Origin of the sequence: Lactobacillus xylocopicola, from assembly GCF_033096005.1 — a bacterium.
Lineage (GTDB): Bacteria > Bacillota > Bacilli > Lactobacillales > Lactobacillaceae > Lactobacillus > Lactobacillus xylocopicola.
Window position 1 is genome coordinate 1466448 of the sequence record NZ_AP026803.1, and the last position, 25764, is coordinate 1492211.

Below are 25764 nucleotides of genomic sequence, written 5' to 3' on the forward strand. Positions count from 1 at the left end.
GGAGCTAAAAATTCCCCTTCTTAATGTATTGGTGAAGTCCAATCCGGTAATACTGGTTGCCATAAATCTTAACTGCCGCACCAAAAGTGGCAACGGACTCACCCTTCTTCATCACTTTCTGGTTATCGCGATTACCATAATCATTGAAGATATAGGCGTTACTCTTCAATACTTTCATCGTGCCATCAATGTTGCCACTTGCAATGTACTGGTCATCAGCAATCCGGTAATACTTCTTACCGTTAATGGTCTTGGTACCATAAGTAGCAACTATCTTGCCGTTGACACCAGACTGAATTGCCTTCATACCCTTAATCCGTTCGCCCTTACCATTATAGACAAGCGCATTGTGCATCAGGGTCTTGTTAACCTTCTGATCACCCTTAGGTGCTTTAGCAGCTGGGGGCAGGGCACTGCCCTGGTTCAATAGAGTATCATTAACCCAGCCCTTGCCATTAATGTACATCCGCTTCTTACCATTATAAAAGGTAATCGTCTTAGTAACTGTAACGGCATCGCCCTTAGCAACGGAACCGCTCTTAGCTGAAACCGCGTGATCAGTTGGCCAGGCATAAGTCGCTCCCGCCTTCTTCACGATATATGACTTGCTGGTAGTCGAAAGCTGGGGATCATATTGCGTTAAGTTGTAAGTGCTAATGCGGTTGTTTAAGATTGTGTTGTAGTTATTGGCGGTGGCATAGGTCCCCGTCAGCGCCTTGGTGGCGTCCTTATAGCTGGATGCATTCTCCAGCCAGGCACCCTGGTAACGCAATGGCTGCCAAGAGACACCTTCACGAAGCTTCTTACCGTTATCGTTAAAAGATTGTTGGTAGCTTGGGTACTTCCTAAACTTGGCAACTACGTAGTAGCTCTTGCCGTCCTTGGTCTCTTCGCGCGTCTTGGCAGAATAAGTTGCTCCAGGCCAGCTATCATCGGCCTTCATGCCGAACAAGTTATTGGCATTTACCGCTAGGCCCGATTGACCCCAATTAGATTCCACAATTGCTTGGGCAATCATGACCGATGGATACAGACCATACTTCTTCGCCATCTTCTGAGCTTGCTTAGCAGCAGTATTCAAAAACGTCGTCTGACTAGACGTAGCTGCTGATACCTGCTCAGTCTTTGCTGGAGAATTGGCAATTAAGTTGTTGGTAACTGGCGCAACGGCAGTAGCAGCAAGTGCTGCCACCGCAAAGCCAGTGATAAGTCTTCTTTTCATAAATTATGTTTCCTCCCTAATCGACACTTTTATTGTATCGAGCAATCTGCTGATAGACAATACTTTCTACCTATTTGTAGTCAAAAAGTAATATTGGCTTTTCTATATTACAAATAGTAATTTAGTTTTCTAAAACATTTCGTAAGCGGATCACCAAACTACGCTTGATGCGCTGCAATTGTACCCGGCTAAGACCAGTCTCAACTACTAAGGAATTAACGGGCTGCTTCAATACTAGGTGCTTGAAGAAGATGATGCGCTCAATTGGGGCCATTCTTACCAGCTCGTGCTCTAGGGTTAAGTAATTATCCCAACTCATCAATTGGCTGACCGAGGCCAGATCTTGGCCGAGTTCTTGTGTCTCTTGCCGCTGATTCTTGCGCAGCTGGTCGATGGTGCGCCAGACAATCTTGCGAAAGGACCGCCGGTCGACTTCTGTCCGGGGCAGCCCCCGCGATTGACTAAGCAGCTCGGCATACAGCAATATACCCTCCTGCAGAAAGTCTTCATAGTTGGGATGGTTATATCTGACGTGAGCAGACTGCAAGGCGCCTCGCACCAATCTCTGGTTGTTCCACGCCGTTAGGAATGCTCTTTTGCTAATCTTCATTTTTTGTGACTCTCCTTAAGTTAATGTCACAAGCGCTTGTGTAGCCTAAGATTAGCAAGTTTGGTGGTTGGTTCAAAGCCAAACGTTGTAAGCGCTAACACTAATATTTATCATTATCAACTAGGCGGACTTAAAGTAGCCGATAAGCGGACGCCCGTGTTGGCAAGACCTAATCTATGGGTATTAAAAAACAACAAAAAAACGCAAATCTAAGTAGATTTGCGGCCGAAATCAGTAGAGCGTATCTGGGCGCTGGCTCAAGTGGTAGATGACGCGATGAGATTCGGTCAAGTAGGCCTGTTCATAATAATCGGCCAGATACTGAGCATAGCGCGAATGCTTCTTATTGAGCAAGTCCTGCAAGATTGCATTCAAGGATAAGTCACTGCTCGACTGATGAGGATGGAAGTAGTCAGATTGGTCAAGCAAAGATGGTCCACTGGGCGGCTTGACCTTCCAGCCCAAGCGCTCTTCAAGGTGAGCCAGACCCAACTTACACAGATAATGATTGTAGAGTAGCCCGGTGCGCAAGCGGTCATGGATGCGGTTAGTGCAGTTGTTAAAGGTAAAAACACACCCACCTGGACCGATTGATACAAAGTTAATTGTGTACTGTTTAACGACTTTGAAGCTGGCCATCTGGTGCAGGGCAACCCAGTCTACATTACCGGCATTATAACTGCGCATGGAGAAGTAAGCCAGCCGACCGGTTGCTATGGTATTGCGCCCCTTGATGTTGATCTGACGAGCAAATTCACGCTGAAACTCAATCCCAGCCAGGAGACATTGCTTGCCGTAAGCGGTGAGGAGCGCACTTGAACTGCGCTGGCTCAACACAATACCTTCCTGACTGTCAAAGGCCACACTCTTGTACTTGCCCAGAAGCGGTTGCTGCTGAAACTCATAGACAGCAAGGGTCTTTGCATTAATGCAGTAGTTCTGACCACCGGTTAGGTATTGGTCTAATACCTGGTCATGCCCTACCTGCTGGCGGAGCAGTTGCTTAGACCAATTACGGTATTTATCGCCGGCTGGTAAGTTCCAGTTATTACTATTAGTTTTCATCGCTTCTTCCTCCCTTAAAATGTCTGTTTAAGCCAATTATACAGAAGAAGCGAATGAGCATAATAAATCTGCTAAAAAAGTGCAACAAAAAACGGAAACAATTACTTGTTTCCGTTTCAGTTGTTAATACAGCAGTTAAAACTTAACTGTCAGGATTAATTAACGAATGTTGGCAACCTTAACGTATTGCTTAGCAGGACCACCAATCCGGTAGTAGAGCTTACCATTCTTGAATTTATAAGGTGAACCGTAAGTAATGACAGTCTTGCCCTTACGCAGAACACGCTTATCAGCACGCTTCTTACCCGTCTTGTAGACATAAGCGTTGTGCTTCAAGACACGTGAAGTACCATCGATGTTGTCGGCCATTACGTATTGACCTTCAGCAATCTTGTAGGCCAGACGACCATCTGCAAGCTTAACTGTTTTACTGTATACATCAACCTTAGTGAAGGCACGTAAAGTTTCAGTGCCCACACGCTTGTGCTGTAGATCATAGATGTATGCGTTATGCATAACAGTCTTAGATACCTTGTCAGCAGCTGGCTTGAATGAACCATCAACGTACTTAGTTTCTACATAAAGGTTAGAATCAGCAGACTTAATCCGCGTGTATGATTTACCGTTAATGATTACTGGATCACCAAAGGCAGTAACTTTTTCACCGTTTTGCACAGTCGTCTTGGTGTCAGTTACAGTGCTACCATCAATTTGGTAAACTGGAACGGCCCCATCTGACTGAACAATCTTATCAACACCAGCTGCTGGCGTAGTGGTGGTAGAACCACCTCCATTAACAGGTGCTGGAGTTGGGTTTGGGTTAATAGTAACTGCTGGATTAACCGTAACTTCAAAAGTTCCAGTCTCACCGCTATCAGCAAGCAAGTTCAAAGTGATTTTAAATGGGCTTGCTGGTTGGGTAAAGTTACCGTTAGTATCTACACCACTGAGAGCTGCACGAATATCAGCTTGAAGATCCTTAAAATCAGCTTTCTCAGTTGGAGTGCCATTAGTTGATACTGCATATTTAGCAGTAATCTTAGCTGCGACATCAGCAATATTGGTGTCTGCGGCAGTCAGGTCAACAGAGCCTGAAGTGACAACTGCACCACCCGCCTTATTTTCTTTAACAACTGGTTCGCCAGTCAAAGTAGTATCAAAAAGCTTAAACATGTCACTGACTACACCGATTCCAGTGATTTTACCAGTTGAATCAGCTTCAAGGTAATAGGTATCATCATTAGCAGAAATTGCATATGTTTTACCAGGTGTCAAACCAGTAATATCAACTTTTTCAGCTACAATATAATTAGTATCTTGCGCAAAATTTGCAACTTCACTACCAGAGACTACTAGTCCCTTACCATTCGGATCTGGTTCTACATCTGGAGCGACAACCGAAATTGTATTTCCATTATCATCAGTAATTATTTCGGGCGTATCAGAAGCAGCCTTATAAACCTTTTTTTCTGTTACCGTTGCTGTAGCACCTGTCGGCTTAGTTGGCATAGTAAGGGTTGCCTTCAACTTACCAACAGGAGCGTTTGGAACCAAACTAGTAACATTGTCAAGGCTCAGGCTAATTGTGGCCGCACCATCAACCTGAACAGCATTATTCCCACCACCTTTAACATCAATGTTGCTATCCGCTAATACAGTTGATACTGACGTTGCAACAACTGGAGCAACTGCCAGTATGGCAGCAGCAGCAGCACTAATAATTCTTGAATTCTTTTTCATAAGTCTTTCCTCCTTTTTCAAAAAACCCGGAAACGACTAGCTCGTTTCCGGGTTTCTAGATTAACAATTAAAACTTAACTATCAAAAGTTAATTAACGAACGTTAGCAACCTTGATGTATTGCTTCGAAGGACCACCAATCCGGTAGTAAGCCTTGCCGTTCTTGAATGTGTAAGGTGAACCGTAAGTAGTTACAGTGTTACCCTTACGCAGAACACGCTTGTCAGCGCGCTTCTTGCTGGTGCTGTAAACATATGCATTGTGGTTCAATACACGTGAAGTACCATCAATGTTGTCAGCCATTACGTATTGATCTTCACCTTCAGCAAGCTTGTAAACCAGACTACCGTCTTCAAGTTTAGTAGGTTGGCCTAATACATCAACCTTAGTGAAAGCAGCTAACATCTTAGTACCAACACGCTTCTTCTTAGCATCGTAGATGAAAGCATTGTGCATAACAGTCTTAGAAACCTTGTCAGCTGGCTTGAATGTACCATCGATGTATTGAGTTTCAATGTAAAGGTCTGAGTCAGCACTGTTAATGTGAGTGTATGACTTACCGTTGATGATAACTGGTTCGCCAAAGGTAGCAATCTGATCACCGTTTTGAACAGTGGTCTTGGAGTCAGTTACAGTGTTACCAGTAATTTGGTAAACTGGAACGGCACCGTTTGATTGAACTGTCTTGTAAGTTGCACCCTTAGTACCAACAGTCAACATGAAAGTTAACTTAGAAGTCAACTTGTCAGCGTTAGTAGCAGTTACAGTTACTGGGTATTTACCAGCAACCTTAGTGTTAACCTTGCTGTAGTCAAAAGTTGGCTTCATTGCTGCAGCACCTAAGCGGTTACTTACCTTAGCAGAGAAAGCTGCTTCAAGCGCTGGCTTGTTAATAGCACTGTTAACTGGTACATAGTTCCAAGCAGCATTTTCTAATGCGTCATTATCCTTCATGGTTTGAGTACCCTTGAAGCCCAAACCAGGAACAGTAGTAACACCACCAACCGTTGTTGGAGTACCACCTGGAATAAAGGTAATCAATGGGTATGAGTCAGAAACTTGAGCAACACCAGGGTCAACTGTAACTACGAAAGTACCGGTCTTACCATTAGATGCTTGCAAGTTCAAAGTAACCTTGAATGGCGTAGCTGGTTTAACAAAAGTATCGTCTGACTTAACAGTAACACCAGCAGCCTTCAATGAGTCACGAATATCTTGGTAAAGGTTCGTGAACTTCGCAGTTGCTGCATTAGGACTATTAGTACCAGCGTCAGTAGTTGTTGGCGTATACTTGTCAGTAATTGCTGTAGCAATAGCGTTAACAGTATCAGCAGCAGCAGTAACATCACCAGAACTTACAACAGTTGTTAGTAAAGTGTTGTCAGCTTGCTTAATTGGTGTAGTTACAACTGGGGCGCCAGTCTTGGTAGTGTCAAAAAGCTTGAAGCTGTCACTAACAACATCAACCCTAGCAATACCTGTAGCATCAGTAGTTGCCTTATAGTTCTTACCACCTACAACAATAGTGTATTCCTTGTTAGGCGTTAAGTTAGTAATCGAAGCAGTAGCAACGGCTACGTATTCACCAGTAGTTGAAAGTTGCTCAGTAGGAGCACCAGTAATAGTTGCTGCACCAGTAGTAGCATTAACAGTAACACCACCCACTGGGTAGATCTTAGCTGTTGAAACTGATACACCAGCACCTGTTGGCAAAGTTGGGGTTGCAAGTGAAGCCGCTACTTTAGAAGCAGGATCATTGTTAACCAAACTAGCAACATTAGTAATGTTCAGGCTAAGTCCAATAGTTGCTGTAGTAGTATTAGTAGTACCACCTACAACAGTAACAGTAGTATCAGCAAAAACAGTTGATACGGTAGATGCAGCAACTGGGGCAACTGCCATTAAAGCAGCAGCAGCAGCGCTAGCAATTCTTAAATTTTTCTTCATGTGGTCTTTCCTCCTTGTGTATATACAAAATAGTAATAGGCTATAGGTTCGGTTGTATTGAGCCTACATTGTTACAACACCCTTCCAGCCGAATTCATAAGTTTATAACTCTTATGAGGTAGCTTTCGAGCTGAAGAACGCGCATGCGTACAGGCAATTCAACCTGAAGCATAGCTATTACTTACCACATTTCATATTGTACCTACCTTTCTGGGAAATTGCAAGACGTGCGTTTATTTAACATACTTTTGTAATAAAGTCTTATGCTTTCTTTATTTTGGGATCTTTTTTGTAACAGTCGGAAAGCCCTAGTTATTGGGCCGTATCAATATATTGATGTAGTAAAAGGCTTTTTTTGATACACGAATTTTACAAACAAATAACGAAATAAAGTAAAAAGGCATGCCAATGTGACATGCCTTTCACCTGCCAGGTCCTTACTTAGACCTGAAATACTGCTTAATTAACGCAATTACCCTAGCAACTGCGTGCAATAGGTGCACGCTAGCTTGATTAAGCTGCAGTATCATCGAACACACTAGTAACAGTTCGTTCAATATAGGCAGCAGATTGCGGAATCTTATACAGATCAACTCCATCTTTGGCGAAGGCATTAGCCTGCGCAATTGTCTCCATTGCTGTCTTCACGGTCGCCTTATTTAAATTGGCGCTGGCCTCTGGCACCGCTAGCTTAGCCTTCTTAGCGGCACCTGTCAAGAATACTAGTTGTAAAGTTCTGCTTGTCGTCATTGTGTTTACCTCTTTCTACCTATTAATTTAACGGGACTGCTTGCTTCTGAATCAGGGTGGCACTACCTAAGTCATCACCCTGCAGGTCGGCCAAGACGCCACCTACTTCGGCTAGGCCTGCGGCTGATACTCCCTGCTTAACGTTCTTGAAGGTCCGGGCCTTAGCCCCCACCTCACCATACCGGTCATTCAAGAAAGTATATTGGATTGACTGATCTATTAACTCGAAATTCATGTTTCCTAAACCTTTCCTTATTATAATCTGCTTAATTCTGCTGTAAGTGCTCCGCGCGCCAGCTCCCTTACACTATTAATAACGAATTAGGTCGGGCGAGTGTAACATTATTCTTGCGAAAAGCTTATTTTTCTAGCTTAAAAATATCATTAAGTAGTCAAATCGCCCCAAAGCAACTATAATTAGTCTTAGTATTAATAAGGAGGATTATTTCCTAATGAAGAAATCTACAATTTTGACGATTGTGGCGGTGGTGGTTATCGCCATTGGCGGCGGTGTATTCTACGCCACCCAAAAAGCCAACCACAATCAGGTCGATGCTTCCTATAATGACGCAATGACCAGCGGCAAGAAGGCCGTTGCCGATAAGGACTACAAGCGGGCAAGTAGCGCGTTCGAGAAGGCGCTGGGCATCAAGCAGACTGACCAAGCCAAGGCTTACAAAGACCAGTCTGACAACATGCTGGTAGCAATTACGGCTACTAAGGCTGGCAAATACGACCGGGCCCTTAACCGCGTTGACGGAGTAATCAAGCAGAATGCTGGTTACGGCGTCTTGGTTAAGCAAGGCAAGCAGCTGAAGGAGACCATCGAGGACGTTCAAGACAACTACGACCACGAGATTACGCCTATCTTCACTGCAGCTGAGGAAGCAGAGAGTAACCAGCAATATGTGACGGCCGTTGAACAATATCAACGGGTACTCGACCTGCCCTACATCAACGGACAATACTACAGCAAGTATAAGGAGAGGGCCCAAAAAGGCATCAAACGTGACAAAAAGGCAGCTAAGAATAACAATGGCACTGCAGCCGTTCCTTACGGTTCAAAGTCGAGTCGCGCAAATAAGCATGACACGGGTAATGCCGGCAAGACCGGTGAAGGCGCCATGGGCAACCACAAGGTGCATGGTAAGACTGTTACGAACAAGCAGATTGACCAGTTACGCAAGCGCGTTGGTCAGCTAGGTTATGAAGCTTCATCTTGGAGTCCGCAAGATCTGATTGACTTGTACCGCAATTCCGGCCAGAATAGGCCAAGCAAGATTACCAGCCAAGATGTGCAAAATTATTTAAAGCCGTAAAGTAACAACTATGCTGCTAACTAATCGCCCTTGCTGCACTATGCGGTGAGGACGATTTTTGCTAATGGGACAGTTGCAGAAATCGCCCCAATGGTTGCTTTTACCATTTAAACTCTGTAAAATGACTATTGACTTTCACGGTTCCTATTTTTATTAAAGGAGTGTCTGCTTTGACCGAAAAAGAAGAAAAAAATATCAAAGAGCAAGATCAGGAAAAAGAAGAACAAGAAAACGAAGAACTTAAGGTCATCGTTCCTGAAGTTACTTGGACCACGATGCCCGCAGCAGAGTTTGCCGAGCAACCCAAGTACTTGCAAGTCTTCACTGACTTCTATATTGCGAAGTTCAACCAACGCGACTTAGAAATCATGAACACTTACGACGTTGACTCTAACATGGTTGACATTAACATCTATCTGCTCGACAACATTAAGTTCGGCCACAAGGATTTGGTTAGCCATGCGCTGCAAGATCACGCCCAAAATTTCCTCAACATTGTCGCTGAAATCGCCCAAAAAGACGATGTAACCGCGGAAAATATGACTTCCTACCAAGACTGGGACGACTGGTATGAGGACCGACGCAACAACATTTCTACTTCTTTATCATAATTTACTTGTACTATAAAGAAAAAAAGAACAAAATAGAGTTTTAAAAGAGGATGTCGCTTGGGCATTCTTTTTTACTTAAACTATTTTGGGTTAAGTCTATGGGAGTATTAAAATGTCTATGGATCAGAAACAAAAGCGCATTTCAGCGGCAGGACTGCTAATCACAATTGGCATTGTCTATGGTGATATCGGAACCAGTCCGCTCTACGTAATGAAGTCAATCGTTACCGGGAACGGGGGCATTGCCAATGTTAACCGGGAATTAATTTTGGGGGCAATCTCGTTAATTTTTTGGACGGTTACCCTATTAACAACCGTTAAGTACGTCATGATTGCTCTGCGCGCAACCAACCGCGGCGAAGGCGGAATCTTCGCCCTCTATGCGCTGGTACGCAAACGAGCCAAGTGGCTGGTAATGCCGGCACTGATTGGAGGCGCCGCGCTCCTGGCTGATGGTACATTAACTCCAGCCGTAACGGTTACCACTTCAATTGAAGGTCTTAAGAACATGCGCTTTGGTTCCAGCATCCCGGTCCCCAGCCAGAATGCGGTCGTTTTAATCACGATTATTATTCTGCTAGCTTTGTTTTCAATTCAAATGCTTGGCACGAGTAGCATTGGTAAGGCCTTTGGTCCCATCATGCTGGTCTGGTTCACCTTCTTAGGATTAGTCGGCATCAACAACATGACGCATGACTGGTCAATCCTCCAAGCCCTTAATCCGGTCTGGGCAATTAAGATTCTGTTCAGCCCGGCTAACAAGGCCGGGATCTTCATCCTGGGTTCAATCTTTCTAGCAACAACCGGGGCTGAGGCCCTCTACTCTGATGTCGGTCACGTTGGCCGTGGTAATATTCATGGTTCTTGGCCATATGTTTTTGCCTGTCTTGCCCTCAACTACCTAGGCCAAGGGGTCTGGATTCTACAAAACCCCAACTTCAAGACCAGTGGCGGGACTGAGCTCAACCCCTTCTTTGAAGCAGTTCCGGCCAACTTACGTCTGTTCAGCATTATCTTGGCAACAATAGCAGCCATCATCGCCTCTCAAGCGCTCATTACCGGTTCCTTTACCCTGGTTTCTGAAGCCAGTGGGTTAAAGTTCCTGCCGCGGATGAATATCCATTATCCTACTACTACTCACGGTCAGATCTATATTCCAGCGGTTAACAAGATGATTTGTCTTGCTACCATTGCGATTGTGCTCTTCTTCCGCACTTCCCAGCACATGGAAGCCGCCTACGGTCTGTCAATTACCGTAACAATGTTAATGACGACCCTGCTCTTGTTTGAATACTTGGGTGCTAAAAAGCAACCGTTCGTCCTCCGCCTGCTCTTTCTCGTTGTCTTCGGCTTCATTGAGGGTATGTTCCTCATCTCCAGTTTGACCAAGTTCATGCATGGTGGTTACGTAACGGTGCTCATCGCAGGCTTCATTGGCATTATCATGTTCATCTGGTACTTCGGTAATAAGGTACGCGACAAGCACGAAGGAGTAAGTACTTACGTCCGCTTAGACGAGTATACTGACATGCTCACCGACCTAAGTCACGATGAAGACTATCCAATCTACGCAACCAACCTCGTTTACATGGCCCCGGTCAAGTATAACAAGTTCATCAAGCGCGAAATTTTGTACTCGATTTTGGATAAACGGCCAAAGCGGGCTCGGGCCTATTGGTTCGTTACCGTCAACATTACTAACGAGCCCTTTACCGCCAGGTATGCAGTCAATACCTATGGAACCAAGAACGTGATTAACGTCCAACTCTTCCTGGGTTTCAAGAAGCAGACCAGTGTGAACATCTATTTAAGACAAATTGTCCACGACTTAATTAAAGACGGCACAATCGAGTCTCAACCACAAGAATACACTACTACACCTGGCCGGATGGTCGGGGACTTCTCCTTTGTCCTGGTTAACGATGTTGTCAGTCCGTTAACACGGCTAAAGGGCTTTGAGAAGTGGATGCTAAAGGCCCGCGTCTGGCTGCAAAACCTGTCCCCGAATCCGGCTTCCTGGTTCGGTCTTGAGTACACAGATACTGTGGTCGAACGGGTTCCGCTAATCTTGGGTAAGCCGCAGCACAACCTGCATATCCGGCGGGTGGCAGCGCAAGACTATTCTCACTCAAAAGATCAAGAGAGTTAATTTTTTACTTTAAAAGGCATTAGTCCGGTATAATTTACCAGGCAATGCCTTTTTATGTTGCCAACTTTTCATGATGGTTTAGACCAAATTAGTTATCAACCAAACAGGCTTTGTTTGCACTAATAGACTTATTTTCACTGCTGGTAGCAGTACTTGCTTTTTAGGTGGCTCAACTCTTGTTTTGAGGTCTTGCTGATTTTTTCACAAACTAAATAGCTTGAAATCAATAACTTTATTGGATTAATTTCACAAATTTTTATTTTTTATATTTATTTTTTCTTTTAGCATGCTATAATGTAAGCGGTTATATTCAGCTATCTTTTATTTCTTAATCAAAGATATGCTAGGAATATTTTACTTGTGTTGAATGTGTCTTTTGGAGGATATTAGAATGGATTTATTTAAAACGGTGATCGCCATTATCCCAATCGTGTGGTTGATCTTATCCCTGGGCGTCTTTCACGTCCGCGGCGACCTCGCTTGTGTGATTGGCTTCGTCGGTGCGATTGTGTTGAGTATTGTCGGGTTTGGCTTCTCCATTCCGGACAGCCTGACCGCCGGGTTAGACGGAATCATGATGGCATTTTGGCCAATTATTTACGTTATTATTTCTGCTGTCTTTATCTATAACATCAGCAGAAAGTCTGGAGGCATGGACACTATCATGTCCATGTTAACCTCGATTACCAAGGATATGAGAATTCTTGTCCTGATTCTTGCTTGGGCGCTTGGTGGCTTCCTAGAAGCCGTCGCCGGCTTTGGAACTGCCGTAGCGATTCCTGCAAGTATTCTAATTATGCTGGGAATGGAACCAATTAAGGCAGCCGTTATTTGTCTGATTGCCAACACTGCCCCGACCGCCTTTGGTGCAATTGGTCTGCCAATTACTACCTTGGCCAAAGTAACCGGCTTGGGTGCAACCGAATTAGGCTTCTTCGTTTCCATTCAATTATTTATTTTAATTATTATCATTCCTTTTGTACTGGTTTATCTAACCGGCGGTAAAGGGATGAAGTCGTTCAAGGGTAATGGAGTATTAGCCGCAACGCTGCTGGCGGGACTGACTTTTGCTGTTCCCCAAATCTTCATTACTAAGTACATGGGACCAGAACTACCATCCATTGTCGGTTCAATCGTTTGCCTGGCTGCGCTCGTCCTAGTTACCAAGATGTACAACAAAAAAGATAGCGATGGATCTAACGATGCATCCGACAAGTCGACTAGTGATAAGGTTAAGGCTTGGTTCCCGTTCATCCTGTTGTTTGTCCTGATTATCGCCACTTCTTCCCTGTTCCCAGCCGTTAAAAATGCCTTGGCTGGGGTTAAGACCAGCTTCCACTTCTATACTGGAGCACATCCAAAAATGGTAGACATTGACTGGTTGACCTCTCCTGGTACCCTGATCTTGCTATCAAGCCTCATTGGCGGTGCCGTGCAAGGTCTGTCACTGGGCAAAATGCTCTCGGTCTTAGGTAGCACAATCAAGCAGTTGAGTAAAACCATTGTAACTGTCTGTGCCATTGTTGGCTTATCAAAAGTTATGGGATACAGCGGCATGATTGCCACGATTGCAGTTAGCCTGGTTGCTATCACCGGTCCCTTCTACCCGGTTATCTCACCGATTATCGGTGTTCTAGGGATCTTCATTACGGGTAGTGATACCTCTGCCAACGTCCTATTTGGTGGCCTACAAGCCCAAGCTGCACACGCCCTAAGTGTTAGCCCTTACTGGTTGGCCGCTGCCAACATGGCCGGTGCTACCGCAGGGAAGATGATCTCACCGCAGAGTATCGCCATTGCAACGGGTGCAACCGGCTTGGACGGTAAGGAAGGTGTCCTTTTGAAAAAGGCCCTACCATATTGTGCAATGTACACCGTAGCGCTTTGTGCCATTGTTTATATCGTTGGAAAGCTGATGAGCTTACTATAACCCCGTTTAAAGTTATATAAGACAAAGAAAATATAGCACAAACAACACAGCAACAACATTATCAAAAAAGACTAGCCTGCCGTTCAAGCACGTGCTAGTCTTTTGCTTTGCTTTTTGCTACCGCTTCTTTATTCCGTAAGCAAGTACCAGCAAAGCGGAATAATCGACAACAGGATGACTGCGCCAATCACGCTGGCCCCAACCACCTTAATCCGTCTTGTTTGCTGCGCTGTTGCCGCACGGTTAGCTTGCGTTTCCACTGCTAACGTTACCAGCAGGACAAGTAGGCTCCAGCAGCCAACAATCAAGTGTCCGTGACGAGCTTCATTAACTGCTCGGTTAAAATAGAAAAAAATAAATGGTATAACGAAGCTAATTGTTAACTGATACTTGGCATAAAAGCGATTTATTGTTTGCATTATCGAAACTACCTCCCCGCCTAGCAAAAATCTTTCCTCATTATCATAGTCCTTTTTTGCAAAAATACCACTACTTAGTTAATTTTTTGCTACACCTAAAAAAGTCCTATTCCTGCTTAGGAATAGGACTTTTATACTTATACTAGGACTCACTTACCAGATGTCAACACGCTGGTCTGGCTCAAGCCACATGCCATCACCAGGCTTTACGTCAAAGACTTTGTAAAAGTCATCCTGGCACTGAGTCTGGACGTTGGCACGCAAGGGACCCGGCGCGTGAACATCTACTGCTGTCTGCGTCTTAATCGACTCCGTCAGCTGCTTATTAGCCCAAATCCGGGCAAAGTTTTCAAACAGTTTCTGCAAGTCATCGCTTTCATTCTTGGCTGCTTCCACCGCGGCCGTCAGTCCACCCTGGTCAGCGATATTCTCTGACACAATCTGCTTACCATTCAGCTTCACGGGGCCATATTCAATTCCATCAAAGAGGTCGATTTCAGCTTGGGTACGCTGCTTGAATTCAGCGTAATCTTCGTCTTTCCACCAGTTCTTCATGTTTCCAAATTCATCGAATTGTGCACCATTGTTATCAAAGGCATGAGAAATTTCGTGAGCAATAACTGTTCCAATTCCACCAAAGTTCGTGGCCCGATCCTGCTGCAAGTCATAGAACGGGGCCTGCAAAATAGCCGCTGGGAAAGTTAGGTCATTTCTTTGGGGATCATAACAAGCATTAACCAAATTGCCTGGCATTGCCCAAATCGTCCGGTCAACCTGCTTGTGCAACTGCTCAATGTTATACTTTTGCTCTTCAATGCCAAAGGCACGGTCGTTAGCATATAGGCTACCACCCCGATTTGCTGGAATTACTTGCAAGCGGTTGTATATTTCTTCAATCTTATCTGGATAGCCAATCTTCAAGACTAGTGCCTCAAGCTTGCCAACAGCCTGCTGCTTGGTTGCCTCTGACAGCCAGCTATTGCTCTGCAAGCGTTCCTTGTACACGTCGAGCATCCGGTGGATCATGTCTTCAACGTCGCGCTTGGCATCTGCACCAAAGTATGTCTGACCATAATAGACCCCGACTACTTCACTAAAATTACCATTAGCAATGCGGTAAGCCTGCTTCTCTCCACTTGCCAACTGCGGCTGACCAGACAGTGCCTGACCGAACGGAAAGGCTGCTTCACGGAATGCTTGAGACAGGTCTGAGGCAACATCGTTGATAAAGTTGACGATTATCCAACCCTTAATTTCAGCAAAGTTAGCCTGATTGATCAGTTCGTTAATATGGTCGAGGTAGCGCGGCTCACCCACAATAATGCGGTCAGGTTCTTCCCCGATCACTTCTTGTAGGTAGTGCTGGATTTTGAAGTCGCTGAATTTAGCTTCGAAGTCAGCAATTACCATTGGATTATATGAAGCTGGATAGTCGGCCCATTCTTCAGTTGACTTAACTACCTTGGCTAGTTTGGCGTCAAACTTGATCGCGTCGCCGGCATACTGCTTGGCTTCATTCTGGTCGACACCGGCCATTTGCAACAACTTAACTGACTGCTTTTGTAAAACTTCTAGCAACTCGGGTGCATCGGCAGTTTGGTAGGTAGTCGTATCTGGCAGGTAAGTAGCCGGACCAGTGAAACTCAAGACATTAACCTTAGTATTCTTCATGTCTGGTTCAACACTGAGACTAAACGGAACTGAGGCAAAACTGGTTAAATCAGCCGCCTTCAGGTTAAAGTCAGCGAAATCCTTGAGCCCAGTGAGGATTGCCAAGTCGGACTTAATAGGCTCTGCACCTTCACGATTACGTTTATCAAAGTCCTTAGCTAACCGGTAAAGCTCCACCGCCTTAGCCAAATTAGGTACATTCGGGACCGCCTTTTTACCAGCGGCAAAGTCTGCAAAGTCCTGCATCAAGTGTTGTTCAACATTCAAGTCAATCCCGTCAAAGGAAGCCATGCGTGAGCGGTCTGCCGGAATCTTAGTTTTTTCCAACCACTCAGAATTAACTGCCAGGTAGATATTATCCTGCGGGCGTGTACCCACTTTAGGTTCAATGACATCTCCGCTTCCGCCGCGGACTGCAAAAGTATTTTTCATCAAGAGTATCCTCCTCTTTTAAATATAAATTAAAATCAGGCTAAATTAATATTATCATTTTAATCAGTGCTTGGACATTAAAAAGTCGTTACAGAATCACTTAAACAACTTAATCCGTCCCCGCAACTTGGCATGTAGCGGCAGTAGCAGCAAAACCATCAAGAAAATGCCGGCCGCGGCAATAATGAAGAAGGGAATGTAGCCCGCCCGGTCAATGACCAAGCCGCCAAACAAGGGACCAAAGGCCTGACCAATACCTCGGGCCACGTTAATCTCGCCCTGGTACTTGCCCTTACTGCTGAGCGGTGACAGATCATTAATGTAGGCCGGCACGGCCGGAAAGGCAGTCGCTTCTCCCAAAGTTAAGATCACCATTGATAGTGCAAAGTGCCCAAAGTCACGCGCAAAAATCAGCGTGGCAAAGGAGATAGCAAACATTGAAGTCCCAAAAATAATCTGCTGGAACAAGTTTTTAAAGACATGCGGAAAGCGGGCCAGTAATACCTGAATAATTACAATAATTGCCCCGTTGAGGGTCCATAGCAGGCTGTACATGTGGAATGGAATGCCGAGCGAGACCATATAGACTGAGAGGTTAGATTCCCAATTCATGTACATCAGCCACGTTACTGCCAATGAGATTAAGAAGCCCACCATTAGCATTGCATTGTACTTAGGCATCGGCTCAGCCTTTCGTTTCTCGCCGGTATCCATTTTCTTGGCAGCCTGCCGACGTTTGTGAAAGCCACTAATTGGCCGATAATGAATCGCCGCATTAATGCAGGCAATAGCAAAAAGACTAGCGGCTAACAAGAATAGAAACTCAATGGAAAAGTCATACAAGTAGCCCACCAAGAGTGTCCCAGTAACAGTGCCGACGTTTTGAGCAAAGTAAATCAGGTTGAACACATAGCGCCCGGGATGCTTACGCAAACTGGTAGCAATTGAGTTAATCATCGTTGCATCCCAGCCATCAAGAAAGCCGGTAATAACTAACCAAATCCAGTATTGCGGCCAGCCATGGAAAAAGGCCATAAAAAATAAGACCAGGGCATTAAGGCCAAGGCCCGCAACTATTAGCGGATATGGGTTGCAGCGGTCATAGAAGCGCCCAGCCGCAAGGGACCCCAACACATTGCTGGCACAGTTGCAAAATAGCACAATCCCAATAACCGAAAGACTGATATGCAACTGCTTGTTAAGGTAAACCGAAGTTAGTGGCCAGACAAAACTGGCCCCAATCCACGTCGCTAGTTCTCCTAGCAGAAGCCAACTTAATTTAACTTCCTGTTCATTTTCCTTATGAAAACCATGTGTAACTTTCATTTATTCAGTCCTTCCTATAAACTCCAACTACTAGTGTAGCAAGTTGCCCGCAAAAAGAACACCCCGAGCTACCTGTAAAAAAGCAAAAAAGACAACAGGCAAATAATTGCACCGTCATCTTCTGTGGTTTGGATTCATCCTGTTATTCGAAAAATTGCCCTTTGTTCACCTGAAAGTACTTCTTGTAACGCGCATAGTAGTTATGAAACATATACTTCATGAGTAGCCAGCGCTTGAAGCTATGTTCTTGATCATAAAAGACCGTTGTACCGTAGCGTCCTTCATGGATTAACTCCTCGGCCGCACGCTTGGCCTCATTGTTAACAGCGTACCGCTTGAAGACCTTCACCGGGATACCCAGCCACAAAACTTGCTGCGCTTGCAACTTGTTACCGTAAACCGTCTCCTTGTCCTTCAGACTATCGTTAATATAGTCGTCAACATACCACTTGGCCAGGTTGTAGCCGTTCAAGGTCACATAAAAGCTGGACCGCCCTTGACGCAAATTAATTTCAAAGAACTTGTACTTACCATCACGACTATCATACTTGATGTCAAAGTTAGCCATGCCAACATAATTTAACTTCTCTAAAAACGCTTCAACTTGCTCGTATAATTTTTCGTTATATTCAGGCAAAATCGCCATGTAGTTACCAATCGCCTGCGGCGTTGGGTCCTCTAGCAGCGGGTGACCCAAGCACATCATCTTAATGTGGTGATGCTTATCAACGTAGGCATTTAACACCCGCATATTGGAGTCATCACCGGGAATAAAGTCTTGCAAAATCAAGTCGGCCTGGTAGCCATTATCATAGATCTTGCCCACAATATCTTGCAATTCGGCCTCATTATGAATGGTAAACGCCTTTTTGCGACCTTCAAAGTGAACATCAAGCCAAGAGACCGGATCTTCTGGCTTGAGCTCCAGCGGGTAGCCAAACGGTAGGGCCAAGTAATCTTGTGCCTGATAGTCCGCCCTAGTTACAATCTTGGTCTTCGGATAGGGCAAGCCATATTCTTCTGCAATCTGGTAAAAGCCTTCCTTAGAAATCAACTTTTCCAACAAGTCGTGTTCAATATAGGGAACAACGAAGACCTCTTCTAACTCAGCCTTATGCTTGGACAGCAGTTCAGCATAGCCATCACCGCAGGCAATCAGCATAACGGGCTCTTGATGGTCGCGGTAGTGAGCCATTTGCTGGCGCATTACCGCGATAAAGGTGGGATCCTCACTAAAGCCATGGTGCAATTCAACTCGCACGATTTTGGAATAACGCGTAGCTGCTAATTGGCTATCAGCCAGTGCTTTAACAGTAATACCATATTCCTCATGAAAGGATCGAGCCATGCCGTAAACATTAATATCACTGCCAAGTAAGATCGGTGTAAAGTCCTGCTTCATTATCAAATTTTGCTCCTAAATTAAACTAGCTTTCCTTGTTCAATCAAGTTAGCTACTTCTGGTTGCACGTGCTGGTAATTGGCTACTGTACCCTCGTAATCGACGAAGAATAGCTTGTACCAAATAAGAAAGGTGTAGATGGTCCAGACCTGGCGACGGTGTGAACCATCGCCGTGGTAATTATCATCGAGCAAGCGCAAAATCTGCGCTTGCTCAAAAATATCGGCAACAAAGTCTTCGCTGAAGAGTTCCCTGACTTGTTTGTAAAAGCGCGGTTCCTGCAGCCATTGCTTAATCGGGGTAGGAAAACCCAATTTTGGTCGCTGGGCCCATTCATCTGGTAAGACTTTTTCCGCGGCCTTACGCAGAGCATATTTGGTATCATACTTGTTGACCAGATAGTCAGTCGGAATGGAATTGGCCCGTTCCGCAATCTTTTTGTCTAAGTATGGTACCCGCAATTCTAGTGAATGCGCCATGGAAATCTTATCTGCCTTCTGCTCAATGTCATTGAGCATAAAGTGGTGTAAGTCAATATACTGCATCTGCCGAACGTTGTCGAGGTCCTTGACCTTCTTGAAGTCATTCTGGTAGATACTGTTGACCGTCAACTTGTTGCGGTATGACGGCTTTAGAATCCCATTGGCATCGTCAGACGTAAAGATCGTAGGATAGTCCATATCATAGATCACTGATTGTCCTACATAAAATTCGCTGGGTTCAGCCAGGTTCGTGTATAAGTGTACTTTGCCTGGAAAATTTGGCAGCTTCTTGATTCGGCGGGCCAACTTGAGCCTACTCTTTGGAGGCAACTTCTTGAACTGGGAGGTGAAGGCCTTGATCACGCTGTTATGCGTATGCATACCATAGTTGACGTAACCGGCAAACAATTCGTCAGCACCTTCACCCGATAAGGCAACCGTCACATGCTTACGTGCTAACTTGCACAGATACCACAAGGGAATAATTGACGGGTTAGCGTCAGGTTCATCCATGTGATACTGCATCTCGGCAAAGTCATGCATGGCTTCATCGGCATTTACCTTGTCAGCAAAGAACTTCCAGCCTTTAATGTCCGCTAATGCCTTAGCCTTTGACGCCTCATCATAAGTTGCATCATCAAAGGAAATGGAAAAGACATCATCAGGGTTCAAAATACTGGTAATGTAACTGGAATCAACCCCCTCTGACAAGAAGGCTCCGACCGGAACATCAGCATTATGGTAGAGTTTGACGGTTTCTTGGAGGTCTTCATTAATTCGATTAACTGTCTCCTCAAAACTTAAACTATTGGCCTTGTACTCAGCATCCCAATACTGGTGAAGCTTCAGCTCACCGCCCTGGTACTCAAACCAATGACCGGCTGGGAAGCGGTGGATGCCCTTGAAGAAGGTCTCATTAAGGTCGTTATACTGGTTCATCAGGTAAGGCTTAACAGCAGTAGTATTCAACCTGCGCTTAAAGCCGGGATAGGCCAAAAAACTCTTGATCTCTGAACCCATAATCAGGTGGCCGTTTTCGTCACTATAATATAACGGTTTAATCCCAAAAAAGTCACGGGCACCGTACATGGTTTGGGTGTTATCATCCCAAATAACAAAGGCAAACATGCCCCGCACCCGCTTTAAGAGACCGTCCATCCCCCATTCCTCAAAACCATGCAAAAGCACTTCTGTATCAGTCTTAGTTGAGAAAGTATGGCCAGCAGCAAGTAGCTCTTTTCGCAGTGGCTTGAAGTTATAGATTTCACCATTAAAGATAATTGCCCGAGTTTGATCTTCATTGTAGATCGGTTGACTACCACCGCGCAAGTCAATAATTGACAGCCGTCTAAAGCCCAGAGCAACTTGATCATTCGTGTAGTAGCCGTCTGAGTTAGGACCGCGGTGCTTAATAGTAGCCATCATCTTGCCAATGGCCGCTTGCTTATCATTGATATCTGGATTATAAAATGCGACAATTCCGCACATAGTGATCGTCCTTTAATTAATCTTTATTTATCTTCGTGCTAGTTTAACTGTTCCATTATATGCTAAAAACCGGCATTTACCAAACTCACCGGTTTGCCTGATCAGACGTAGAAGAATCTTCTCCTACCTGCTGCACCATAACCGAACACCTGAATAAAGTGCCGGTGCAGGTCTATATTGACCACGTAGCCAGCAAACTCGGTCTGGTGGTCAAGCTGACGAGTCCAATTCTTGTTATACTTCGTCGTTAACGTATGATTAGCACCCATGAGGGCCGAGCAGTTGAACAAGATGTACTGGATGCCGTTAATGCGGTACTGGTCTTCGCGGTGACGGTGACCACAGAAGTAGGCAATAATCCGCGCATTTTTAACATTGGTAAAGTCAAAGGCATTAGCCAAGCGAAATTCAGGCGGAATCCCGCGGATAGAATGCATCTGTCCCTTTTCGCCCTGGTTGAAGGCAACTAACAATTCATGCAAAGAGCGGCCGTTATACTTCAAAGCATTTGAACCCTTGCGATTGATTGGGTTGGCATGACTCATGAACACAATCTGCTTGTTTGAAGACTGTTGCAGAATTTCGATAATTTCTTCAACCTGGTCTTCGCGTACCGCTAGCGTGATTTTGGCATCATAGTGCTTTTGACCCTGAGCATTTAATAGATAAGGCAGGTCCGTCGTGTTGACAGTAATAAAGCGGACATCATCCACATCATAATAACTGACGCCATGCCGGCGGGAAATATAGTGCACCCCTCTTTGGTTGTACAAAGTCGGCCACATAATGTTTTCGAATTCATTTTCGGGAAAGGAGGCCTTCATATCATGCTGTTCGTCATACTTGTCGTTTTCATCATGGTTGCCCTTGACCAGCAAGCTCGGCACCTGCTTAGACTTGAAGGCATCGCGCAGTTTGATTAGTTCACTTTCACCGATAAAGCCAGTGTCAGACCCATCAATCCAATCACCTAGATGAACTTTTAAGTCGACTAGTCCAGACTGGTCAAGATAAGAAAACTCATTGACGTGAGTTAGCCCATTCCACCCGTAAAAGTCGAGACTATTACGGTCCTTATAGTGAGTATCAGTAATAACACTAACATTGACCGAATTCTTGCCGCGCCGCACATGCCCCTGCACCCGCTCAACAAAGCGGTCAAGGTATTCCTCAACCACGTAGCGGCGTCCGGTTTTGCGGTTAACAAAGGCCCGGTAGCGCCCCAGTTCAGGGCTATACGTGCGCACGTATTCCGGTTCTAAATTTTCTGTCTTTTGGGGACTAAGGGCTTGGTGCAAGATTCCATCCTCATCCTGGTAGACCGTCAGATTATAGGGCTGCCCACCAGGTGTCTGCTGCTCTTGACCAACGTTATACTCGCCTACCTTGACATAGCTCTGCATTGGATCGAGCAACTCATCCTTCTTGTTAAACAAGGGCTTTTTTTGAAGTTCTCGCGCCTGCTTGATTAACCCTTTAGCATATTTAAAAACACTCATAATTCTGCCTCAAGACAAAGAAAAAGCTGGGGTCCTGCCGCAGCTTTAACAATTATGCATTACTTGCCAAAGCATGCGCTGCTAGACCGATTGACAAAACCGCATCCTTGGACAATACTTCTTGTAATACTTTAGGCGCAACCGCTTGAACTGCACCGATTACCTTTAAACTATAGGTGACAACGTGTAAATCAATCAACTCATTATAATAATCGTCCTCATAAGGATTCTCATGATTATAAGTCAGATTAATTTTGTGCTGATCAACAAAGCCATCCGCATGATTGGTTAAGACTCGCTCGTGCAGGTCAGTCAGCTTATCAGCTAAGTCAATCAGGGGCAGCTTATGGTCACTCTCGGTCTCATAATACTGTTCTTCGGTTAATTCAAAGTACTCTTTAATTGGCCTTTGCAACACGTGCAAGTGGTCAATCGCCTGATAAACGGCCTCTGCATCAAAGTCTTTTTCTTTATTCAAAATACTCTCTTGATTTGTGGCCAAATCATCGGCCAAGGTCATTATATCTAACTTTTCCATGGTATCCTCCTCAAGTTCATTCCATATTATACCAAAAAAAGCCCTAATGCACTTTTTGCGGAAGAATTTTTTATTCTTTTATAATTGCTTTAAAATTAAAGCTTGAGCAAACTGCTTAAATTTTCTAAAGGAGAAAGTAAATGACCCTCAGCACCCGTTGCTCATGGAGCAAGCCAAACGACCCCTTAGTTGAAGCATATCACGACCACGAATGGGGCAAGCTCAACCTAAACGAGCAGTACTTATATGAAATGCTCGTGCTTGAATCATTTCAGTCGGGCCTCAGCTGGACTACGATCTTACACAAGCGCGAGAACTTGCGGACGGCATTCAGGCAGTTCAAGCCTGCCGGAGTAGCCCAGATGGCCGACCCTGACGTAAACAGACTGATGCAGGATGCGTCCATCATTCGCAACCGGCGTAAAATTGTGGCCGCCATCCAAAATGCACGGGCAATATTAACTATTGCGGCCAAACATGGCAGCTTTGCCAGTTACCTGCAAGATTTTATTAAAAAACCCATCATCAACCACCCGCAAACAGCTACCGAAGTGGCGACGACAAGTCCGATTGCCCAGAAGCTGGCCAAACAAATGAAGCAAGACGGCTTTACCTTTGTCGGTCCCGTGGTCATCTATTCCTTTTTAGAAGCTATTGGCCTCATCAATGACCACTTAGAAAGTTGCAGCTTCAAGTACACGAATAAAGAATAATAAAAAGATGCCGCACCACCCCACAGGGTTGATACGACATCTTTTTAAGTTAACAAATTTTTTAAACCAGCTTCTTGCGGATCCAACCGGAAATCCCGTCAATCACAATGACCATCAGAATAATACCAAGCAGGATGATGCCCACCCGGTTCCACTGCCGATATTGCAAGGCAATAATCAGCGGATAACCGATTCCGCCGGCACCAACCAGGCCGAGAATGGAAGCCGACCGAATCGAAACGTCGAACCGGTACAAGGTGTTGGAAATCAGCGCTGGCAAGAGGTTGGGCAGCGTTGAAAACATCACAATGTTAGTCTTTGAACCACCAACTGCTGTTACCGCCTCGTTCGGACCATCTTCTAGATTCTCGATCGCTTCGGAGAAGAGCTTAGCCAGCATCCCCACTGAGTGAAAGCCCAGTGCTAACACACCGGCAGCTGAACCCGGCCCAACCGCCTTGATAAACATTAAAGCCAACACGATCTCGGGAAACGACCGGATAATTGCCAGCACAATCTTTCCTGTCCGCGAAACATACCACTTCTTATGCTTGGTATGGGCCGCCCAAAAGGCAAACGGTAGTGAAATGATTGCTGAGATAAATGTTCCTAAAAAGGCAATACAGACGGTTTCCCATAATTGGGAAACTAGGTCCTCACCGGTTCCGTTGTATACATAAGACCAGTCTGGATGAAAGATTCCCCCAAAGATTGCGCCCGCAATCTGGCCGGCAGTTTCTTTAATGCCGCCAAAATCAATTCCAGTACATGACCAAACAATTAAAGCTGCCGTGATTACAGCCACTGCCCAGTGCAGCAGCCGCTTCTTCGTCTCTACCGGTTTTGGAGGCAGTTTTTTCATTGTAGTATCCATTATTCCATCAACGCCTCCCGTGATTTAGACGAAACATAATCAATCAAGACCACCACCACGATAATCACAATAATGATGGTGCCAGTCTTCCCATAGTCAAAGACTTGCAGGGTCTGTTGCAAGTACAGGCCAATCCCGCCTGCACCGATGTAGCCGAGGACGGTTGAAGCCCGGACATTAATCTCAAAAGCATACAAGCAATATGAAATAAAGTAGGTCATCACCTGCGGTAACACCGCAAATACAATGATTTGCAACTTGTTAGCCCCAACCGCGGTCAAAGCCTCTATGGGACCTGGATCAATCGTTTCGATTGCTTCATAAAAGAGCTTGACGACAATACCAAAAGTGGCAATTGCTAGCGCCAGCACACCGGCAACTGGGCCAATGCCGACAATAGCAACAAAAATCGCCCCGAGTAGGAGGTCTGGGACCGTCCTGATGATATTCATCATTATCCGCAAAACACCAGTTACAGCCTGGTTTTTGACAATATTGCGGGCAATCAGCAAAGCGTAGATAAAGGCCACCACTGAACCAATCACCGTACCCAAGATAGCCATTTTGATAGTCTCAAGGAGTAGCGGAACCACTGTCCCCAGGTAAGACCAATCCGGATGCATCATCTGCACAAAAATATCGGTAAACTGGCTAAAATTGGCAAAAAACGCACCCAAACTTGTCTTAGTGACATCAGTTGAAACGAAGATACCGCCAATAAAGATGATTAACCAAATGAGGTTTAAAAAGTTGAACTTCTTTTTTGGCAGGGTCAGCAGCTGGTCACGCTCAGTCTTACTCATCTTCATCACCGCCACTGTATATTTGCTTAAAAGTCGACTCCGGCGTGTCACTCATCTTGCCATCGTAGATAATCTTACCAGCGCGAACCCCGATTACCCGCTGGCCAAATTCACGGGCCAATTGGACACTATGCAAGTTGATGACCACAGTCATGCCATGCTTTTCGTTGAGCATCTTAAGATCGCTCAAGACGCGGCGCGAAGTCTGCGGGTCGAGTGAGGCAGTCGGTTCATCCGCCAAAATAATGTCGGGATTTTGGGTCAATACCCGGGCAATCGCAACCCGTTGTTGCTGACCACCCGACAGCTCATCAGCCCGCGAATAGACCTTATCGGCCAAGTCAACTTGCTGCAAGGCGTCATAGGCACGCTGCTTATCTTCCTTGGTAAACAAGTTTAAACTGCTCTTCCAGGTGGGATAGTAAGCTACCCGACCCGTTAATACATTGCGCAAGACACTAGAGCGTTTAACCAAGTTAAAACTCTGAAAGATCATCCCGATGTTGCGGCGCAGCAGGCGTAGTTGCTTGCCCTTGGCCTTGGTAATCGATTCACCGTTAATTAAGATATCACCCGCACTCACATCGATGAGACGGTTGATCGAGCGCAGCAGAGTGGACTTACCGGCACCCGATAACCCAACAATCACGACAAATTCGCCTTTATTAATAGCTAAATCGACGTCTTTTAGCCCAACAACGTCTTTACCGTAAACCTTTTTGACCTTCTTTAATTCAATGATTGGCTTAACTGCAGAATCTGCCATTATATACTT

At 45.2% G+C, this 25764-nt stretch carries 22 protein-coding genes; 5 read left to right on the forward strand and 17 right to left on the reverse strand.

The features are described from left to right. Positions 1-4: 4 nt before the first annotated feature. The 7 genes from R8389_RS07100 to R8389_RS07130 form a co-directional block, all read right to left on the reverse strand. Complete coding sequence (locus R8389_RS07100) at positions 5-1222, reverse strand: glucosaminidase domain-containing protein (protein WP_317637328.1); 1218 nt, start codon at positions 1220-1222, stop codon at positions 5-7. Between the two features lie 121 nt (positions 1223-1343). Beyond that, a complete protein-coding gene (locus R8389_RS07105) occupies positions 1344-1832 on the reverse strand; it encodes a sigma-70 family RNA polymerase sigma factor (protein WP_317637329.1) in 489 nt (162 codons plus the stop codon). 231 nt (positions 1833-2063) lie between these two features. Continuing rightward, positions 2064-2897 carry a hypothetical protein gene (locus tag R8389_RS07110; protein ID WP_317637330.1) on the reverse strand — a complete coding sequence of 278 codons (834 nt, stop codon included), beginning with the start codon at positions 2895-2897 and terminating at the stop codon, positions 2064-2066. Positions 2898-3056: 159 nt separating this feature from the next. Continuing rightward, entirely contained in the window at positions 3057-4637 is a 1581-nt protein-coding gene (locus R8389_RS07115; protein ID WP_317637331.1) for an SLAP domain-containing protein, read from the reverse strand. Positions 4638-4729: 92 nt separating this feature from the next. Beyond that, positions 4730-6583: an SLAP domain-containing protein gene (locus R8389_RS07120; RefSeq protein ID WP_317637332.1), complete on the reverse strand. Its 1854-nt coding sequence runs from the start codon at positions 6581-6583 to the stop codon at positions 4730-4732. A gap of 513 nt (positions 6584-7096) precedes the next feature. Next, the gene (locus R8389_RS07125; protein ID WP_317637333.1) at positions 7097-7333 is read right to left on the reverse strand and encodes a DUF2922 domain-containing protein; all 237 of its coding nucleotides are present in this window, start codon (positions 7331-7333) and stop codon (positions 7097-7099) included. A 22-nt stretch (positions 7334-7355) separates the two neighbouring features. Further along, on the reverse strand, positions 7356-7568 hold the full coding sequence (locus R8389_RS07130; protein ID WP_317637334.1) for a DUF1659 domain-containing protein: 213 nt from the start codon (positions 7566-7568) through the stop codon (positions 7356-7358). A 217-nt stretch (positions 7569-7785) separates the two neighbouring features. On the opposite strand from R8389_RS07130, the gene R8389_RS07135 reads away from it, so the two are divergent. The 4 genes from R8389_RS07135 (at position 7786) to R8389_RS07150 (ending at position 13342) form a co-directional block, all read left to right on the forward strand. Further along, complete coding sequence (locus R8389_RS07135; RefSeq protein ID WP_317637335.1) at positions 7786-8652, forward strand: hypothetical protein; 867 nt, start codon at positions 7786-7788, stop codon at positions 8650-8652. A 170-nt stretch (positions 8653-8822) separates the two neighbouring features. After that, on the forward strand, positions 8823-9263 hold the full coding sequence (locus R8389_RS07140) for a hypothetical protein (RefSeq protein ID WP_317637336.1): 441 nt from the start codon (positions 8823-8825) through the stop codon (positions 9261-9263). Positions 9264-9381: 118 nt separating this feature from the next. Further along, positions 9382-11412, forward strand: coding sequence for a KUP/HAK/KT family potassium transporter (locus R8389_RS07145; RefSeq protein ID WP_425604632.1), 2031 nt, complete (start codon positions 9382-9384; stop codon positions 11410-11412). Positions 11413-11803: 391 nt separating this feature from the next. Further along, positions 11804-13342 (forward strand): L-lactate permease, encoded by a 1539-nt coding sequence (locus R8389_RS07150; protein WP_317637338.1) that lies wholly within the window; start codon positions 11804-11806, stop codon positions 13340-13342. Positions 13343-13470: 128 nt separating this feature from the next. Here R8389_RS07150 and R8389_RS07155 read toward each other — a convergent pair whose 3' ends face one another. The 7 genes from R8389_RS07155 to R8389_RS07185 form a co-directional block, all read right to left on the reverse strand. Beyond that, on the reverse strand, positions 13471-13761 hold the full coding sequence (locus R8389_RS07155; RefSeq protein ID WP_317637339.1) for a hypothetical protein: 291 nt from the start codon (positions 13759-13761) through the stop codon (positions 13471-13473). 153 nt (positions 13762-13914) lie between these two features. After that, a complete protein-coding gene (locus tag R8389_RS07160; protein ID WP_317637340.1) occupies positions 13915-15864 on the reverse strand; it encodes a M13 family metallopeptidase in 1950 nt (649 codons plus the stop codon). A 96-nt stretch (positions 15865-15960) separates the two neighbouring features. Then, entirely contained in the window at positions 15961-17190 is a 1230-nt protein-coding gene (locus R8389_RS07165; protein WP_317637341.1) for an MDR family MFS transporter, read from the reverse strand. Between the two features lie 142 nt (positions 17191-17332). Beyond that, positions 17333-18592: a carboxylate--amine ligase gene (locus R8389_RS07170; protein WP_317637342.1), complete on the reverse strand. Its 1260-nt coding sequence runs from the start codon at positions 18590-18592 to the stop codon at positions 17333-17335. 20 nt (positions 18593-18612) lie between these two features. After that, the gene (gene asnB / locus R8389_RS07175; protein WP_317637343.1) at positions 18613-20562 is read right to left on the reverse strand and encodes an asparagine synthase (glutamine-hydrolyzing); all 1950 of its coding nucleotides are present in this window, start codon (positions 20560-20562) and stop codon (positions 18613-18615) included. Positions 20563-20663: 101 nt separating this feature from the next. Beyond that, complete coding sequence (locus tag R8389_RS07180; RefSeq protein WP_317637344.1) at positions 20664-22061, reverse strand: metallophosphoesterase family protein; 1398 nt, start codon at positions 22059-22061, stop codon at positions 20664-20666. 52 nt (positions 22062-22113) lie between these two features. Continuing rightward, the gene (locus R8389_RS07185) at positions 22114-22599 is read right to left on the reverse strand and encodes a hypothetical protein (RefSeq protein WP_317637345.1); all 486 of its coding nucleotides are present in this window, start codon (positions 22597-22599) and stop codon (positions 22114-22116) included. A gap of 140 nt (positions 22600-22739) precedes the next feature. Here R8389_RS07185 and R8389_RS07190 point away from each other — a divergent pair, with 140 nt between their 5' ends. Beyond that, positions 22740-23312 (forward strand): DNA-3-methyladenine glycosylase I, encoded by a 573-nt coding sequence (locus R8389_RS07190; RefSeq protein ID WP_317637346.1) that lies wholly within the window; start codon positions 22740-22742, stop codon positions 23310-23312. A 61-nt stretch (positions 23313-23373) separates the two neighbouring features. On the opposite strand, the gene phnE (R8389_RS07195) is transcribed toward R8389_RS07190, so the two are convergent. Genes phnE (R8389_RS07195) through phnC form a run of 3 tightly spaced genes read right to left on the reverse strand, consistent with a single transcriptional unit; the run spans position 23374 to position 25755 of the window. Beyond that, a complete protein-coding gene (phnE, locus tag R8389_RS07195) occupies positions 23374-24186 on the reverse strand; it encodes a phosphonate ABC transporter, permease protein PhnE (protein WP_317637347.1) in 813 nt (270 codons plus the stop codon). Further along, positions 24186-24989: a phosphonate ABC transporter, permease protein PhnE gene (gene phnE, locus R8389_RS07200; protein WP_317637348.1), complete on the reverse strand. Its 804-nt coding sequence runs from the start codon at positions 24987-24989 to the stop codon at positions 24186-24188. The genes phnE (R8389_RS07195) and phnE (R8389_RS07200) overlap by 1 nt, the downstream gene beginning before the upstream one ends. After that, positions 24982-25755 (reverse strand): phosphonate ABC transporter ATP-binding protein, encoded by a 774-nt coding sequence (phnC, locus tag R8389_RS07205; protein WP_317637349.1) that lies wholly within the window; start codon positions 25753-25755, stop codon positions 24982-24984. Before phnC ends, phnE (R8389_RS07200) begins: the two co-directional genes overlap by 8 nt. Between the last annotated feature and the right edge of the window lie 9 nt (positions 25756-25764).